13 protein-coding genes are annotated in these 15928 nt (G+C 69.0%); 10 read left to right on the top strand and 3 right to left on the bottom strand.

Annotated features, from left to right (window positions below):
- Positions 1-98: 98 nt before the first annotated feature.
- The 5 genes from ABD115_RS16245 (at position 99) to ABD115_RS16225 (ending at position 5958) form a co-directional block, all read left to right on the top strand.
- A complete protein-coding gene (locus tag ABD115_RS16245; protein ID WP_343962789.1) occupies positions 99-653 on the top strand; it encodes a hypothetical protein in 555 nt (184 codons plus the stop codon).
- Between the two features lie 80 nt (positions 654-733).
- On the top strand, positions 734-1867 hold the full coding sequence (ispG, locus tag ABD115_RS16240; protein ID WP_343962787.1) for a flavodoxin-dependent (E)-4-hydroxy-3-methylbut-2-enyl-diphosphate synthase: 1134 nt from the start codon (positions 734-736) through the stop codon (positions 1865-1867).
- Between the two features lie 520 nt (positions 1868-2387).
- Positions 2388-2921, top strand: a complete 534-nt coding sequence (locus tag ABD115_RS16235) for a PadR family transcriptional regulator (RefSeq protein WP_343962785.1) — start codon at positions 2388-2390, stop codon at positions 2919-2921.
- Entirely contained in the window at positions 2918-3676 is a 759-nt protein-coding gene (locus ABD115_RS16230) for an ABC transporter ATP-binding protein (protein WP_343962783.1), read from the top strand. Before ABD115_RS16235 ends, ABD115_RS16230 begins: the two co-directional genes overlap by 4 nt.
- A complete protein-coding gene (locus tag ABD115_RS16225) occupies positions 3673-5958 on the top strand; it encodes an FtsX-like permease family protein (protein ID WP_343962781.1) in 2286 nt (761 codons plus the stop codon). Before ABD115_RS16230 ends, ABD115_RS16225 begins: the two co-directional genes overlap by 4 nt.
- Before the next feature lie 61 nt (positions 5959-6019).
- Here the strand turns inward: ABD115_RS16225 and ABD115_RS16220 are convergent, their stop codons facing one another.
- The gene (locus tag ABD115_RS16220; protein WP_343962779.1) at positions 6020-7501 is read right to left on the bottom strand and encodes an RNB domain-containing ribonuclease; all 1482 of its coding nucleotides are present in this window, start codon (positions 7499-7501) and stop codon (positions 6020-6022) included.
- A 47-nt stretch (positions 7502-7548) separates the two neighbouring features.
- Here ABD115_RS16220 and ABD115_RS16215 point away from each other — a divergent pair, with 47 nt between their 5' ends.
- Both ABD115_RS16215 and ABD115_RS16210 read left to right on the top strand, forming a co-directional pair.
- Complete coding sequence (locus tag ABD115_RS16215; RefSeq protein WP_343962777.1) at positions 7549-8673, top strand: LOG family protein; 1125 nt, start codon at positions 7549-7551, stop codon at positions 8671-8673.
- A 2-nt stretch (positions 8674-8675) separates the two neighbouring features.
- On the top strand, positions 8676-9053 hold the full coding sequence (locus tag ABD115_RS16210) for a TraR/DksA family transcriptional regulator (protein WP_382389502.1): 378 nt from the start codon (positions 8676-8678) through the stop codon (positions 9051-9053).
- 1228 nt (positions 9054-10281) lie between these two features.
- Here the strand turns inward: ABD115_RS16210 and ABD115_RS16205 are convergent.
- On the bottom strand, positions 10282-12708 hold the full coding sequence (locus tag ABD115_RS16205) for an ATP-binding cassette domain-containing protein (protein ID WP_343962776.1): 2427 nt from the start codon (positions 12706-12708) through the stop codon (positions 10282-10284).
- Between the two features lie 229 nt (positions 12709-12937).
- Between ABD115_RS16205 and ABD115_RS16200 the strand changes: the two genes are divergently transcribed.
- Positions 12938-13630, top strand: coding sequence for a hypothetical protein (locus ABD115_RS16200; protein ID WP_343962774.1), 693 nt, complete (start codon positions 12938-12940; stop codon positions 13628-13630).
- A gap of 13 nt (positions 13631-13643) precedes the next feature.
- Complete coding sequence (locus tag ABD115_RS16195; protein WP_382389503.1) at positions 13644-14537, top strand: CPBP family glutamic-type intramembrane protease; 894 nt, start codon at positions 13644-13646, stop codon at positions 14535-14537.
- A gap of 64 nt (positions 14538-14601) precedes the next feature.
- Here the strand turns inward: ABD115_RS16195 and aroQ are convergent, their stop codons facing one another.
- The gene (gene aroQ, locus ABD115_RS16190) at positions 14602-15039 is read right to left on the bottom strand and encodes a type II 3-dehydroquinate dehydratase (RefSeq protein ID WP_343962772.1); all 438 of its coding nucleotides are present in this window, start codon (positions 15037-15039) and stop codon (positions 14602-14604) included.
- Between the two features lie 147 nt (positions 15040-15186).
- On the opposite strand from aroQ, the gene trmB reads away from it, so the two are divergent.
- Complete coding sequence (gene trmB / locus ABD115_RS16185; protein WP_343962770.1) at positions 15187-15924, top strand: tRNA (guanosine(46)-N7)-methyltransferase TrmB; 738 nt, start codon at positions 15187-15189, stop codon at positions 15922-15924.
- The last annotated feature ends 4 nt before the right edge of the window (positions 15925-15928 follow it).

Below are 15928 nucleotides of genomic sequence, written 5' to 3'. Positions count from 1 at the left end.
GCCCCGCCGAGCGCCGCCCCGCCGAGCGCCGCCCCGCCGAGCGCCGCCCCGCCGAGCGCCGCCCCGCCGCTGCGCCCGGCGGGTGAGAAGATCGAGGTATGACCGAGTTCGTAGACCTCGCACACCAGGGCCCGCTCACCGGGCGCCGCCTGGTGGTCAGTTGGTCTCCTGGCGACGGGGTGCGGGCGGGCATCGACCAGACGCTCGCGCAGGGCTTCGCGCGGCACTCGGTCGACCTGGCGGCGAAACTCGGAGCCGAGGGCTCTGAGTGGGTCGCGCAGGCGGCGGTGATTGGCGAGCGCCGCAAGTCGTGGCGGCGCGGTGTGATCGCCGATCTTGTCGAAGAGGTCTTGCCCGTCGACCTCATTCCCGGGTTGCGGCGAACGGTGGCACCGACGCTCGCGGTTGTTGCCGCGCGCCCCCTGCCCGACGGCGCGACCGAACTGCTACTGATGCCGCATGCCTCGCACACGGGTGACCCACAGGCCGCGTTCGGCGCGGCACCGCGGGTGCGCGCTGCGGCCGACGGGCTCGCCGCCGCCGCGGGCGCGGCCGGTGCGCTCATCGAGGCGGATCGCCGATCTCTCGGCGTCCGAGACCCCGACTGCCCCGCATCTCGCGCCGCGGCCAAGCGGCTCCTTGGCTGGAAATAGCCGGTACAAACTGTGAGGGCACCAGGGAGCCCGGTGGCGATGGCGGTAGACTCGTAGCCGTGGCAGCAGTGAATTTGGGAATGCCGAAGGTACCAGAAGTCTTGGCACCCCGGCGCAAGACCCGTCAAATCAAGGTCGGTTCGATCGGCGTAGGCAGCAACTCACAGGTATCTGTGCAGTCGATGACCACGACGCCAACGACCGACATTAATGGAACCCTTCAGCAGATCGCCGAGCTCACGGCGGCCGGCTGCGATATCGTGCGCGTCGCGGTGCCGAGCCAAGACGACGCCGATGTGCTCCACATCATCGCGAAGAAGAGCCAGATCCCCGTCATCGCCGACATCCACTTCCAGCCGCGCTACATCTACGCAGCGATCGACGCCGGCTGCGCCGCGGTGCGCGTGAACCCCGGCAATATTCGCGAGTTCGACGGTAACGTCGGCGCGATCGCGAAGGCCGCGAAAGACGCTGGCGTATCGCTGCGTATCGGCGTGAACGCCGGCTCCCTCGACCGTCGCCTGCTGCAGAAGTACGGCAAGCCCACCGCCGAAGCGCTCGTTGAGAGCGCCGTGTGGGAGGCCTCGCTGTTTGAGGAGCACGACTTCCACGACTTCAAGATCTCGGTGAAGCACAACGACCCGATCGTCATGACGAAGGCCTACCGCCAGCTCGCAGCTGCGGGCGACTGGCCGCTGCACCTCGGCGTGACCGAGGCAGGGCCAGCTTTCCAGGGCACGATCAAGAGTGCAACCGCGTTCGGCATTCTGCTCTCCGAGGGCATCGGCGACACGATTCGCGTGTCGCTGTCGGCGCCACCGGTCGAAGAGGTGAAGGTCGGCCTGCAGATTCTGCAGTCGCTGAACCTGCGCGAGCGCAAGCTCGAGATCGTCTCGTGCCCGTCGTGCGGCCGCGCACAGGTCGACGTGTACACGCTCGCCGACGAGGTCACCAAGGGCCTCGAGGGCATGACCGTGCCGCTGCGTGTTGCCGTGATGGGTTGCGTCGTGAACGGCCCGGGTGAGGCGCGCGAGGCAGACCTCGGAGTCGCCTCGGGCAACGGCAAGGGCCAGATCTTCGTGAAGGGCGAGGTCATCAAGACCGTGCCCGAGTCTGAGATCGTCGCTACGCTCATCGAAGAGGCGAACCGCATCGCCGAAGAGATGGGGCACGAGCGCGAGTCTGGCGCCCCCGAAGTCGTCACGATGAAGTAGCACCGCGGAGTTTGCTCCGCGGGCTCCGCGCTTCGCGCCGGGCCTTCGCGCTGCGGCTTCGCGCTGCGGCTTCGCGCTGCGGCTTCGCGCTGCGGCTTCGCGCTGCGGCTTCGCGCTGCGGATTCCTCACCCGTTCCTTTTGCCAGAGCGGCCCCATCCCTCGCGATCTGCAGATCGTATGCCGGGCGGGGGCCGTTTTTGCATATCTCGTGCAGATCCCAGATCTAGCGCATTTCGAGTATGCCGGCCCTCGCACCGACCTCGGGCCGCCTGCAACGCCAAAGCCGGTGATTCGCCCATACAATGCCCAATTGGGCCCAGCTCGACATATTGACGGCTGTTTCAATATCGTGCGCTGCTGGCTGCTGGCTGCTGGCTGCTGGCTGCTGGCTGCTGGCTGCTGGCTGGGGCCAGGGCCAGGGCCAGGGCTTGGCTGCCACTCGGGCCCGCTCGCAGACCCCACCGCCACCCCAAAACTGCTGGCTTGCAAGACTATACATCGAGTGTATAGTCTCGGTGTATGGCAACTATGGACTCCTCCAACGCGCTGCTCGGGCTCCTGGGCACCGGGTCTGGCTACGGCTACGACCTCAAGCACGACTACGACAGGCACTTCGGCAGCGAGAAGCCGCTCGCGTTCGGCCAGGTCTACGCGACCCTCGCGAGGCTCGTGAAGCACGGCCTCATCGAGCTCCTCGGCGACGAGGCGGGCGGGGGCCCAGACCGCAAGCGCTACGAGATCACCGAGGCGGGGCGCGACAGGCTCGAAGAATGGCTCTTCGAGGCAGAGGTGCCGTCGGCGTCGCTGCAGAGCAACCTCTTTGCGAAGACAATCATCGCGCTGCTGCTCGGCGACGACGCGGCGCGGCTGCTCGACCTGCAGCGCGCCGAGCACCTGCAGCGCATGCGCGAACTCACCCGCAAGAAGCAGGGGGCCGACCTCTCGACGGTGCTGATCTGCGACCACGCGCTGTTCCACATTGAGGCCGACCTCAGGTGGATCGAGCTCACCTCGGCGCGACTCACCGAGCTCGGGGCGGAGGTCGCACGATGACCCGCGAACCCATTCCCAGAGCTGAGCTGTTGCGCGACCCGCAGCACCCACAGCAGGGTGCGAACCCCACAGCAACCACGCTGTCGCGGCCGGTCCTTGCGGTGCGCGATGTGCATCGTTCGTTCGGCATGGACACCGCGCTTCGCGGCGTCGACCTCGAGGTGCAACCGGGCGAGATCCTCGCGATCATGGGCCCCTCGGGGTCGGGGAAGTCGACGCTCTTGCACATCCTCGCCGGGGTGCTCACGCCAGACTCGGGCAGCGCCCACTACGGCAGTACGGTCACCAGCGATCTGGGCGAGGCGGCGCGGGCGAAGCTGCGGCTGAGCGAATTCGGCTTCATCTTCCAGTTCGGGCAGCTGCTCCCAGATCTCAGCGCGGTCGACAACGTGTCGCTGCCGCTGCTCATCGCCGGCCAGTCGAGAGAGGTCGCGGTGCGGCAGGCGCGCCGGTGGCTCGAACGGCTCGGCCTCGCCGAGCACGCCGAGAAGCTGCCGTCGGAGCTGTCTGGCGGGCAGGCACAGCGCGTCGCGATCGCCCGCGCGCTCGTCACAGCGCCCAAGGTCATCTTCGCCGACGAACCGACCGGCGCCCTCGACTCGCTGTCGGCCGAGCAGGTGATGCTCACGCTCACCGAGCTCTCGCGCGCCTCGGGCACCACGGTCGTGCTCGTCACCCACGACGCTCGCACCGCGGCCTACGCCGACCGCGAGGTTGTCGTGCGCGACGGCAGGTTGTCGGGGAGCGCCCGATGAGGGCGCTGACGCTCGGCTGGGTACTCGCCGCGCGCGAGCGGGGCGGATCGAAGCGGCTCGTCGGCATCGCTGCGGGCGTGGCGGTCGGCGTCGCCCTGCTCCTGCTTGTCATCGCCGCCTATCAGGCGCTCGGCGACCGGAGCGCGCGCTCGACGTGGCCGCTCGACAGCGCGTTCAAATCGGGGCAGGTCGCGGAGCTCGAGTTTGGCGACGACGCCGTCTGGGTCGCGCCGAGTGGCATGCTTGGTGCCCCCGGTGACTACTACAACGGCGACGCGATCACGCGGGTCTCCATCGCCGCGACGCCCGACTCGACGGTGCAGGTTCCCGGCGTGGAGCGCGCCCCGCAGCCGGGGGAGTACTACGCCTCGCCGGCCCTCGCGAAGCTCATCGACGAAGCACCGGCTGACGAGCTCGGTGACCGCTTCGGTACGCGGATCGGCGTCGTCGGCGACGACGCGCTCCTCGGCCCGGAGACGCTGCTCGCCATCGTCGGCGCAGACGCCAAGAGCGTCGAGTCGATGCTCGGGGCGAGCCTGCAGGGCGAACTCAGCGGGGTGCGGTTCCCCACGCCCGCCTACAACATGATCGCGATTGTCGGTGGCATCGCCGTGCTGTTTCCCGTCGTCGTGCTCATCTCGATCGTCACGAAGCTCGGGCAGGCGGCGCGCACGGAGCGCTTCTCAACGATTCGGCTTATCGGGGCATCGCCGCGCCTCGTCGCAGTGCTCGCCGGGCTCGAAGCCGTGATTCCCGCCTTGGTCGGGGCGCTTGCCGGGGTAGGGCTCTTCTTCGCGCTTCGCCCGCTCGCGGCCCTCGTTGAGATCGAAGGGTCGAGGTTCTTCGTCAGTGATCTCGCCGTGCCACTCTGGGGCGCGATCGCCGCCGCGCTCGGCACAGCGCTGCTCGCCGGTCTCGTGGCATTTGTTACGGCGCTGCGCACGGGGCTCGGCCCGCTCGGCGGGTCGCGCGACCAGCAGGAACGCGCGCCACAGTGGTGGTCGCTGCTCCCACTCGCGCTCGGCGCGGTGGTGATCGCGGTGCCAGCCGTGGTCGCTGCGCTCAGAATCGACGCGCGCGTGCCAGAGCTCGCGATCCTCGTCGGGTTCGTGCTCATCACGGTTGGGCTCGTGCTCGCAGGGCCCTGGCTCGCCGCGGTCGTGAGCCGTTCCGGTGCGACGCGTGCTCGCGGCGCGGCGGGGCTGCTCGCGATGCGCCGCATCGTGCGCCACCCGCGCGCCACCTTCCGGTCGGTGAGCGGCCTCGTGCTCGCGCTGTTCGTGGTCACGGTGTTCGCCGTTGCAACCACCACCGAGACCGAAGACGAGTTCGCAGACGTGCCCGCGACCGAGCTCGTGACCGCGGATGCGCTCGTCGCAAACCTCGGCTTCGAGGCCGACGCGGCCGAACAGGAAGCGGCCATCGCGCGTGTCTCGGCCACCCCAGGCATCGAGCGCGTCGTGCAGGTGAGCTGGTACGAAGGAGAGAACGCTGGCCCCGACGGCGATGAAACCGTTGGCGAAGGCACCGGCGGCAGCGTGCCGAGCACGCCCGCGGGCGCCGACGGGCAGTCGCTCGACGGCGGGTTCGTCGTCTCGGGCGACGACGCGCGGGCGCTCGGCCTCGACCCGGGCGCGGCCGAGTGGCTATGGATCGAACAGCCCTACTTCAGCGCATTCGAGCTCGGGCGCGATGTCGACACAGCCGCAATCACCGAGGAGGCAGCGATCGCCGCGAGGCCGACGCTCGTCGCGACGCTCTCCGACGGCGCGCCCGGCTCCCTCGAACGCGCGCGCACCGCGCTCACCACGAGTGGCCTCACGCTGTCGATGCTGCCCGCGACACGGGCCGAGAGCACGGGTGCGTCGTCGACCAAATTCGCCCGCCAGTACGTGAGCCTCGCGTGGATCGGGATCCTCATCGCCACGCTCATCTCGGTGGTATCGCTCTCGGTCTCGACGATCGCGGGCATGATCGACCGCCGTCGACAGCTCGGTCTGCTGCGGCTGAGCGGGATGCCGGCCGCGACGCTCAGACGCATGATCGTCGTCGAGACCGCGCTGCCGCTGGCGACCGTGTTCCTCGTCACGATCGGCGCGGGGTTCCTCGCCGCGTGGGCGGTCGTCGTCGCGCTCAGCGGTGGCGACCGCATAGTCACCCTGCCCGACACCGGCTACCTCGGCCTGCTCGGCGTGTGCTTCGGGCTGGCCGCTGTCGCGATCCTATTCGTGCTCCGGAGCGTGCGGAGCGAGCTGCCGCTTGCCGCGACCCGGTTCGAATAGCGGCGGGGCGGATCGGCGACTCGGTGCATCCGCGGCTCGGGGGCCTCTCTGGCCCCCGAGCTCAGCCGGCAGCCTGGGGTGCGAGCTCGAGCTCGACGTCGCCCTTAGCGACATCGGCCCGGCGCACCCGCACCTGGGTGACCGTGCCGGCCACGAGCACAGCCTCGGGGTCGGGGCAGCGCGTGGTGATCGGCGGGTCGGTGATCTGTACCCGGGCGCTCGCACCCTGAGCCTCGATCACAACCGCGGGAAACACCTCGCCCGCGCGGTCGCGCACGAGCGCCGCCTCGACCCGGTCGAGCGCCGCCGAGCCGAGGCGGCCCGCGAGACCAGTCGACGAGCGCATGAGCGCGGGAACCTCGGCAAGGCTCGCGAGCGCCCACGCTGGGATCGGTTCGCCCGCGCTCAGCGCCTCGCAGATGACGAGCCCCCAGCGATCCACCAGCCGGCGTAGCGGCGCCGTCACGTGCGCGTACGGCGCCGCGATCGCGGCCTGCTCGGGCTGCTTCGGCACCGCGTCCGATCCGCCGGACGCCCCAGCCCCGAACGCCACGTAGTCGGCGCCGCGGAACAGGCTCGAAGCGGCGTGCAGAATCGCGGCTCCCTGCGGGGTGTCCCGCGGGACCTCGCGCAGGTACTCGCCGTAGCTGATGCCGTCGCGCCACGGCACCCCGAGCGCCTGCACCCTGCCGTGAAACTCGGCGAGCCCCTTCGCGTCGGGCGCCGGCATCGTCCGTAGGATCCCCACCCCGGCATCGAGCATGAGCCGCCCGGCGAACATTCCGGTGAGGAGCGAGAGCTGAGAGTTCCACTCCTCGACGGGCAGCGGAAACCGGCGCACGATGCGGTAGCCGCCGTCGTCGCGAACGACCTCCTCGTCGGCCATGTTCAGGCTCGCTCCGCCGCGCTCGCGCTCCTGCGTGATGCGCAGCTGCGCGAACTCGGGCAGCAGCGCGAGGGCTCCCGTCGCCTCGCCTGCGTCGAGAGTGACCTGCGCGGTTGCGTAGGCGAGCTTCTCGCGCGACCGGATCAGGGCGCGCTCGACGTGCGCTGGTGCGGCAGCGCCGCCCTCAAACGCCGCGGCCCCCGACGCGTCGACGGGGATCGTCCACACATAGGCGCTCCGGTCGACCCCGGGCAGCAGCGACGCCCGGTCCTCGCTCAGCACACGCGGGTGCAGCGGCACCGAGCCGTCGGGCAGATACAGCGTTTGGCCCCGGCGCCTCGCCTCGGCGTCGAGCGCGCCGCCGGGGGCGACCACCCCGGGAACGTCGGCGATCGCGTAGCGCAGGGTGAACCCCGACTCCGTGCGCTCGATATGGAACGCCTGGTCGAGGTCGCGGGACTCCGCGGGGTCGAGGGTGACGAACGGGACATCGCGAAGATCGAGGTCGGGCCGCGGCGCCGGAACGCGTTCGGCCTCGGCGACGACGTCGGGCGGGAACTCGTCGACGACGTCGTTCTTGTCGCGCAGAGCTTCGAGGGCGGCCGCGAGCGCCCCGTGAGCAGTTTCAGGGGCGAGGTGCGTGCGCCGTGCTGGCATGGTTAGAGCCTAGCCCGTTCACCGGCGTAAAACCCTAGACTGGGGGCATGACAGCCCCAAACAACCCCCAGATTGAGGCGGAGCTTCAGGCAATCTCGAGCCCCGAGGCTGCGGCGGCAGGCGCTGAGGCCGAAGTGCGTGCGGCGCTCGACGCACTGCTGCGGGCCGCGGGCGTGACTCAGCAGCGAGGGCTCGTGCGCCGCATCATCGGGGCCGGGCTCGGGCTCGCCCACGACCACGCCTCGCGGCTCGACATGAAGATCTCGGCCTCTGCGCTCGAAGAAATGCGGGAGGCGTTTGCCTTGTTCGCGCCCTACGCGGGTGTGCGAAAGGCCACCATTTTCGGCTCGGCGCGCACGACGCCAGGCGACCTGCTCTACACCGCTGCCGAGGCGTGCGCGCGCGAGCTCGCCGACGACGACTGGATGGTCGTCACCGGTGCCGGCCCCGGCATCATGGAGGCCGCGGCCTTAGGCGCTGGGTCATCACACTCCCTAGGAGTCTCGATCAGGCTGCCGTTCGAGGAGGAGCCGAACGCGCTCGTCGCCAGCGAGAGCAACCACGTCGCAATGAAGTATTTCTTCACCCGCAAGCTCATGCTCGTGAAGGAGTCGAGCGCATTCATCTGCCTGCCCGGCGGCTTCGGCACGATGGACGAGACGTTTGAACTGCTTACGCTGCAGCAGACCGGCAAGATGGTGCCCGTGCCGATCGTGCTGCTCGACCGCCCGGGCGGCACCTACTGGGAGGGCTTTCGCCGCTTCGTCGCCGACGAGCTCGAGCAGGGCGGCTACGTCTCGCCGGGCGACCTCGACCGGGTGCTCATCACAGACTCCGCCGAGGCCGCCGTTGCGCACGTGCACGAGTTCTGGAGTAACTACACCGACCTGCGCTGGTTCCCCACGGGGGCTCCGGGGGAGCGGGACGCGTTGCTGCTGTACGCTCGCGTCGCTCCGACCGAGGCGCAGCTCGTCGATCTCAACGAACGGTTCGGGTACCTGCTCGACTCGGGCTCGATCACGCTGTCTGAGCCGTACCCAGAGGAGGGCGCCGAGCGCGCGAACCTCGCACGGGTGAGGCTCGTGCCCAGGCCCCACGCGATCGGCGAGCTCTTCCGGCTCATCCGGGCGCTCAACGAGCTCGCCCCTGGCGACCCCTCGACGGAGTCCTAGCGGTGCGTGCTGCGGGCGGTTCTGGCGATTCGGGCGATCGCGGTCTGCGCGCCGCACTCGACGCCGCGCGCACCGAGGTCGCTGCCCGCGTTGCCGACCTGGAGCGCACGCTCGCAGAGCTTGTACGCAGCCGCGAGTCGTCAAACGATGACGACGAGCACGACCCCGAGGGGGTGACCCTCTCTTCGGAGTGGTCGAGGCTCAGCGGGCTCGCCGACGCCGCGCGGGCCGAACTCGCTGAGGTCGACGGGGCGCTTGACCGGTGGGAGTCAGGCTCCTATGGCCTGTGCGAGCGCTGCGGTGAGCCGATCCCGCGCGAGCGGCTCGAGGTGCGCCCGTTCGCGACGCGCTGCGTGCCGTGCGCGAGCCTGGCGCGCTAGCGCCAGTCGAGTGGGGCAGGCATCGGCCGAAGCGTCTGTCTCAGGCTTCGACTACCCGCACCTGGCCTTCTCCGCCTTCCGGCGCGTCGCATATGGCACTTGTTGTCGCCTCTGCACGTGAATGGCGACAACTAGCGTCATATGGCGCGCTGACCTCGACGCACCGTTCCGCGGAATGCGCCGCCGCCGGGGCATCGCTGACTCCTCGTCGGAGCCAGCGTCACCCGACGCGCGCATTGACGCAGGCCACTCTAGCGCGACGCATCCGTTTGCCGAGCGCCGCGTAGAGCACTTCGAGCGAGCCAGCGCTTTCAGTCTCGTCGCTACACAGGGCGCATTCCTTTGCGGGGTGACTGCGGCGGTGATACACCGATTACCGGTGCCGCTTGAGGCTGGGCAGGCCCTCGAAGTTGGCCGTCTCTACCCGTCGCGTGCGCCAAGGTGGCGGAACGTGCTCGGGGTGCAAATCATGCCGAGGCTTGCTTCGCTCACAACCGTAGCTGGGCTGCGCGTCACCACCCCTGTCACGACCTGGGCAATGCTTGCGCGAAGGCTCACACTGGAGTCCCTCGTCGTCCTTGGCGATGCGATCGTCTATTCCTCAAGAAACCGGCCGAGAGCCCTGGGATCAATCGAAGAACTCACCACCGCAGCGTGGTTGCCGGGTCGGCCCGGGGCCCCAATTCTTCGGCGAGCGGTCTCACTGATCCGTGTCGGCGCGGCCTCTCCTCCGGAGAGCAAGCTGCGACTGGCATTGGTGATGGCAGGTCTCCCCGAACCGACGCTTGACGTAGAAGTACGGGATGGGCGCGGTCGGCTGCTCGGCCGGAGCGAACTCGCATACCCTCAGCGACGCATTGCCATCGAATACGAAAGCGATCACCATCGTGTGGATCGAGGGCAGTGGAATCGAGACATTGAAAAGTACCAGGCCTATGTAGAGGCGGGCTGGCAAGTCCTACGGGTGACCGCGGAGATGTTGCGCAACCGCAGCCACGAGGTAGTCCAGCGGGTGAGCGCGGCGTTGGGGGAGCTCGGAACCCTCTCGAAGTAGCGCCCCTGCCCGCGCATATGGCACCTGTTGTCGCTAACGGCGAGGCGAGGCGACAACAAGCGCCATATCCGGGTGGGGCCGGGCGGGGCCGGGCGGGGCCGGGCGGGTCCGGGCGGATCCCGGCGGATCCGGGGGCGCCGGGCGGGCGGGCGCGCCGCCGGGCCGCCGGGCCGCCTACCGCACGTACTCTGCGAGGTGTTCGCCAGTGAGCGTTGACTTCGACGCCACGAGATCGCGTGGGGTTCCCTCGAAGACGACGGTGCCGCCGTCTTGGCCGGCGCCCGGGCCGATGTCGATGATCCAGTCGGAGTGGGCCATCACCGCCTGGTGGTGCTCGATCACGACGACGCTCTTGCCGGAGTCGACGAGCCCGTCGAGTACGGCGAGCAGCTGCTCGACGTCGGCGAGGTGGAGCCCGGTGGTTGGCTCGTCGAGCACGTAGACACCCGCGTCCTCGGCCATCGCGATCGCGAGCTTCACGCGCTGCCGCTCGCCGCCCGACAGCGTCGTGAGCGGCTGGCCGAGCGTGAGGTAGCCCACGCCGACGTCGACGAGGCGCGCGAGAATCTTCGCGGCCTTCGGCACCTTCGCGCTCGGCCCGGCGGGTGACGCTCCTGCGAAGAAGTCGTGCGCGTCGGCGATCGACATCTCGAGCACCTCGGCGATGTTCTTGCCGGTGCCGGTGCCGGTGCCGGTGCCGGAACCCGTCTCGCCCGACCCGCCGAGCGTGTATACGAGCACGTCGGCCTGGTACCTGCGCCCCTCGCACTCGTCGCACGGGGTCGCGACTCCCGCCATCACGACGAGGTCGGTGTAGATAACGCCGGCACCCTTGCAGACGGGGCACGCACCCTCGGAGTTCGCAGAGAACAGCGCCGGCTTCACGCCATTCGCCTTTGCGAACGCGGTGCGGATCGGGTCGAGCACCCCCGTGTAGGTCGCGGGGTTCGACCGGCGAGACCCCTTGATGGGCGACTGGTCGACGGCGATGACGTCGTCGCGCCCGGAGACGTAGCCGTGAATGAGCGAGGACTTGCCTGACCCCGCGACGCCGGTGATTGCGCACAACACACCGAGCGGCACGTCGACGTCGACGTCTCGGAGGTTGTTGCGATTCGCCCCGCGCACCTCGATCGCGCCGGCCGGGACTCGCACCGTTTCTTTCAGCGAGGCCCGGTCGCCGAGGTGCCTGCCGGTGACGGTGTCTGACTTCGCGAGCTCCGCGACGGTTCCCTCGAAGCAGATCTCGCCGCCGCCCGAGCCGGCAGCTGGGCCGAGGTCGACGACGTGGTCGGCGATCGCGATCATCTCGGGCTTGTGCTCGACGACGAGCACGGTGTTGCCCTTGTCGCGCAGGCGCAACAGCAGCCCGTTCATGCGCTGGATGTCGTGCGGGTGCAGCCCGATCGAGGGCTCGTCGAAGATGTAGGTGACGTCGGTGAGCGAGGAGCCGAGGTGGCGGATCATCTTGGTGCGCTGCGACTCGCCGCCCGAGAGCGTGCCAGCTGGCCTGTCGAGCGACAGGTAGCCGAGGCCGATCTCGACGAACGAGTCGAGGGTGTCGCGGAGGCTCGCGAGCAGCGGCGCGACCGATGGGTCTTCGACGCCGCGCACCCACTCGGCGAGGTCAGAGATCTGCATCTTGCAGGCGTCGGCGATCGAGATGCCCTTGATCTTCGAGGAGCGGGCGAGCTCGGTGAGCCTGGTGCCGTCGCACTCCGGGCACGTGTCGAACGTGATCGCGCGGTCGACGAAGGCGCGAATGTGCGGCTGCATCGCCTCGCGGTCTTTCACGAGCATCGACTTTTGAATGCGGGGGATGAGCCCCTCGAAGGTCACGTTGATGCCGTCGACCTTGATCTTTGTCGGCTCCTTGTAGAGCAGCGCATCGAGCTCTTTCTCGCTGAAATCCTTGATCGGGGTGTCAGCGTCGAAGAAGTCGCCCGCGCCGAAGATGCGGCCGTACCAGCCGTCCATCGAGTAGCCCGGGATGGTGAGGGCGCCCTCGTTCAGCGTCTTCGACGAGTCATACAGCGCGGTGAGATCGAAGTCGCTTACCTTGCCGCGGCCCTCGCAGCGAGGGCACATGCCGCCGATGATGTTGAAGGAGCGGCGCTCCTTGGTGGTGCGGCCGCCCTTTTCGAGGGTCACGGCGCCGGCGCCCGAGATCGACGCGACGTTGAAGGAGAACGCCTTCGCCGGCCCGATGTGCGGCGAACCGAGCCGGCTGAAGAGAATGCGCAGCATCGCGTTCGCGTCGGTCGCGGTGCCGACGGTGGAGCGCGGGTCGGCGCCCATGCGCTGCTGATCGACGAGGATAGCGGTGGTGACCCCGTCGAGCAGGTCGACGTCGGGGCGGGCAAGGGTCGGCATGAAGCCCTGCACAAACGTCGAGTAGGTCTCGTTGATGAGGCGCTGTGACTCCGCGGCGATCGTGCCGAACACGAGCGAGCTCTTGCCCGAGCCCGAGACGCCGGTGAACGCGGTGAGCCGGCGCTTCGGGAGCTCGACGCTCACGTCTTTGAGGTTGTTCTCGCGCGCGCCGTAGACGCGAATGCGGTCGTGGGAATCGGCGGGGTGCGGCGCAGCCTGGTTGCTCATACGGAAATCGTAGTGCGCGCCACCGACAGACACAGCAAAAAAGTGGGAACCCCGCGCGATCGTTCCCGGTTGCCGGTCAGATACGGTGCCTCAGCGGCCCGCGCGCAGTGTCGCCACGCGGTGTGGCAGTGCGCGCGCACCTCTGGGGCGCGCAGCCCCCCCGAGTCCGTGCGCAACCAGTCCGGTGGTGCGCTCCCCGTGCTCCCGCGACTGCGGTTACGCTGTGCTCGTGACTATTACTTCCAGCGGGCCCGCAACAACGCCGTGCGAGCGAGGCCGCCTCGTCGGCGCGGCCCTCAGCGTTGCGCTGTGCGCGGTGGCCGTGCTCACGGCCGTGCTGGTGGCCCGGCTGTCTGGCTCGCTACTCGCTGGTGTCGTCGGCGTCGGAGTCGCCGCGCTGACGCTGCTGCCGCTCGCCCTGTCGGCGCGCCTGCGCACGCGGGTCGCGCTCTGCGTCGCCATCGCGCTCACGGCGGGTGCAGCGCTCGGCGGCACCGATCTCGGCTTGCTGCTCGTGCCGGTGGTGCTGCTCTCGTGGGTCGCAGCGCTGGTGCCGTGGCGGGTGTCGCTCGGGTTTGCGCTCGCCGAGTCGCTGCCGTGGCGACTCGTCTGCGGCTTACTCGTGGGGCTCCCGGCGATCCTGCTCGTCACCGGTGCGCTCACCGGCACCATCGAGCTCGAGGTCATCGGGTGGGCGATCGTCGGTATCGCCCTCGTCATCGCGGTGTCTCTGGCCGCCGGTGTGCGGATCGCGGCGCTCGTCGCTGCCGCGCTCGGGCTTGTGACGATGATCCTCACCGTCGTCATCCCGGGACTGCTTGTCATCGGCACCTGGTGGGCGGGCGGCCTCCTACTCGTCGTCGGGGCAGCGGCGCTCTCAGCTTGGGGGAGCAAGGCCCCCACACTCACCCGCGGAGATTAGCTACGCTGGACGCGTGATCACCCGCGGGACCCGAAGGACCAGGGCGCTGCCGCTCGTCGGAGCGCTCCTCACCGTGCTCGCGGCGCCGGCGTTCTTTGTGGCAGAGATTGCCTGGCTCGGGTACGCGCTGTTGGTGGCGGGGCTCGCCCTCGCGTGGTTGGCCGATCAGCGGTCGCGGATCCCGATCCACCCGCGTCGCGCGCCGGCCGGGCCAGACCGCCTGCCGTCGCTCACCCGCGATCTGTCACTCATTGCGCTCGGCCTGGTGATCGTGCGCACGATCCCGCTCGCTGCGGAGCTCGACAATCTCGCGATGCTGCGGTTCACACTCGCACTCGGAGGCGCGGTGCTCGTGCCGTATCTGGTGTCGCGCTTCGTGTACCGCGATCGCGCAACGGGCTTTCCGTGGCGCGGCGCGCACGTCGAGGGGCAGCAGCGGATCCGCTGGGGCGCGCTCCACTGGGGGTGGCTCGCTGGAGTGCTCGTGCTGGGCTGGCTGATCTTGCCGTACTACTTCATCTCGTCGGGGGTCTACGAGAATTGGCCCGCCGTCACCTCGCGAGAGCTCATCGCGCGCCTGTTCGTCGGCGTCGGCGCGGTGGGCATCTGGGACGAGCTGTTCTTCATCTGCACGGTGTTCGCGGTGCTGCTGCGGCATTTTCCGATGTGGATCGCGAACGCGCTGCAGGCCGTCGTGTTTGTCGCGTTTTTGTGGGAGCTCGGGTACCGGGCCTGGGGGCCGGTGCTCACGATCCCATTCGCGCTCGTACAGGGGTTTATCTTCGTGCGCACGCGCTCGCTCAGCTATGTGGTGACGGTGCACCTGCTCTTCGACGCCGTTGTATTTGCGGTGCTCGTGCACGCGCACAACCCCGGGCTGTTTGACGTGTTTCCCACGGCACCGTAGGGGCGCTCGGGTGAGCAGGCGGTGAGCGGCTTCGGCGCGCGAATGCGTTCGCCGGCGAGCAGGGCTAGCGGGCGAGCAGCGCGGCGAGCCTGCGCACAGCGAACTCGTACCCCTGAATGCCAGCTCCGGTGATCACAAACTCCGCGAGCGGAGACACGTAGGAGTGGTGCCTGAACTCCTCGCGGGCGAAGACGTTCGAGACGTGAATCTCGGCGAACGGGAGCGCGACGCCGGCGAGCGCGTCGCGTAGCGCGACCGAGGTGTGGGTGAGACCCGCCGGGTTAATAATAATCGCCGAGCAATCGTGGCGCGCCTCGTGGATCGCGTCGAGCAACACGCCCTCGTGATTCGACTGCACCGTGCGCACGTCGATGCCGTACTCCTTCGCCGCGCGAATCACGAGGCGTTCGATGTCTTGCAGCGTGTCGCCGCCGTAGATCTCGGGCTCGCGGGTGCCGAGCAGGTTGATGTTTGGCCCGTTTACCAACAGAATCCGCTTCACTTCGGCACACTCCTTCGATCGCTGAATGGTTCACTCATCGTAGCCCCGCGCCGCATGCGGCGGTGCGCATACGCGCGGTGTCGCGCCGACTCGTGTGTAGCGGGCACCGCAATTGCGATTGCGGTGGCTCCCGGCTACCGTTGACGGGTGACTGAACAGCCGCGCAGAGCCTTTGACCCTTCGACCTTTCGTGACAAGCCCGTGTCGTTTGTGCGGCGCAGTGGGCGAATGACGCCATCGCAGGAGCGGGCGTGGGAGGAGTCGCGCGACGAGTTTCTGCTCGACATCGCGCACGGGCCGGCCGCCACGAGCGTCGCGCCGGGGCAAGACGGCGACCCGGCGAAAATCTTCGGGCGCGAGGCCGAGCTCATTGTTGAGGTCGGCTCGGGGCAGGGCCACCAGATTCTCTCGGCGGCCGCCGAGCGGCCCGAGACGAACTTTCTCGCGGTCGAGGTCTTTCGGGCCGGGCTCGCACGCACCGTCATTCGTGCCGCAGACGCGGGGCTGACAAACCTTCGGCTTGCCGAGGTCAACGCGCCTGAGCTGCTTGAGCACTATCTTCCGGCCGGGTCAGTATCTGAAATCTGGGTGTTCTTCCCCGACCCGTGGAAGAAGGCAAAGCACCATAAGCGGCGCCTCATCAGCGCAGACTTCGCGCGCATCGCGCATCGTGCGCTGCGGCCGGGCGGAGTGCTGCGGCTCGGCACTGACTGGCAGAACTACGCTGACCACATGCGCGTTGTGATGGACGAGGCGCCTGGGTTCGAACGCGACTTTGCCGGGGAGTGGGCAGAGCGCTTCGAGGGGCGGGTGCTCACCGCCTTCGAGAACAAGGGCATAGAGAAGGGCCGCGATATTCGCGACCTAGCGTATCGCCGGGTGTGAGGGT

Source organism: Leucobacter albus, from assembly GCF_039528015.1.
GTDB lineage: Bacteria > Actinomycetota > Actinomycetes > Actinomycetales > Microbacteriaceae > Leucobacter > Leucobacter albus.
The sequence above is the reverse complement of the archived record's forward strand: the minus strand, read 5'-3'. Positions and strand labels throughout refer to the sequence as shown.

What these genes read in the sequence shown, in the direction of transcription:
- ABD115_RS16235 (WP_343962785.1), top strand. Translation starts at nt 2,388, where the DNA reads ATGGCAACTATGGACTCCTCCAACGCGCTGCTCGGGCTCCTGGGCACC.
- ABD115_RS16215 (WP_343962777.1), top strand. Translation starts at nt 7,549, where the DNA reads ATGACAGCCCCAAACAACCCCCAGATTGAGGCGGAGCTTCAGGCAATC.
- ABD115_RS16230 (WP_343962783.1), top strand. Translation starts at nt 2,918, where the DNA reads ATGACCCGCGAACCCATTCCCAGAGCTGAGCTGTTGCGCGACCCGCAG.
- ABD115_RS16225 (WP_343962781.1), top strand. Translation starts at nt 3,673, where the DNA reads ATGAGGGCGCTGACGCTCGGCTGGGTACTCGCCGCGCGCGAGCGGGGC.
- ABD115_RS16245 (WP_343962789.1), top strand. Translation starts at nt 99, where the DNA reads ATGACCGAGTTCGTAGACCTCGCACACCAGGGCCCGCTCACCGGGCGC.
- ABD115_RS16205 (WP_343962776.1), bottom strand. Translation starts at nt 12,708, where the DNA reads ATGAGCAACCAGGCTGCGCCGCACCCCGCCGATTCCCACGACCGCATT.
- ABD115_RS16220 (WP_343962779.1), bottom strand. Translation starts at nt 7,501, where the DNA reads ATGCCAGCACGGCGCACGCACCTCGCCCCTGAAACTGCTCACGGGGCG.
- ispG (WP_343962787.1), top strand. Translation starts at nt 734, where the DNA reads ATGCCGAAGGTACCAGAAGTCTTGGCACCCCGGCGCAAGACCCGTCAA.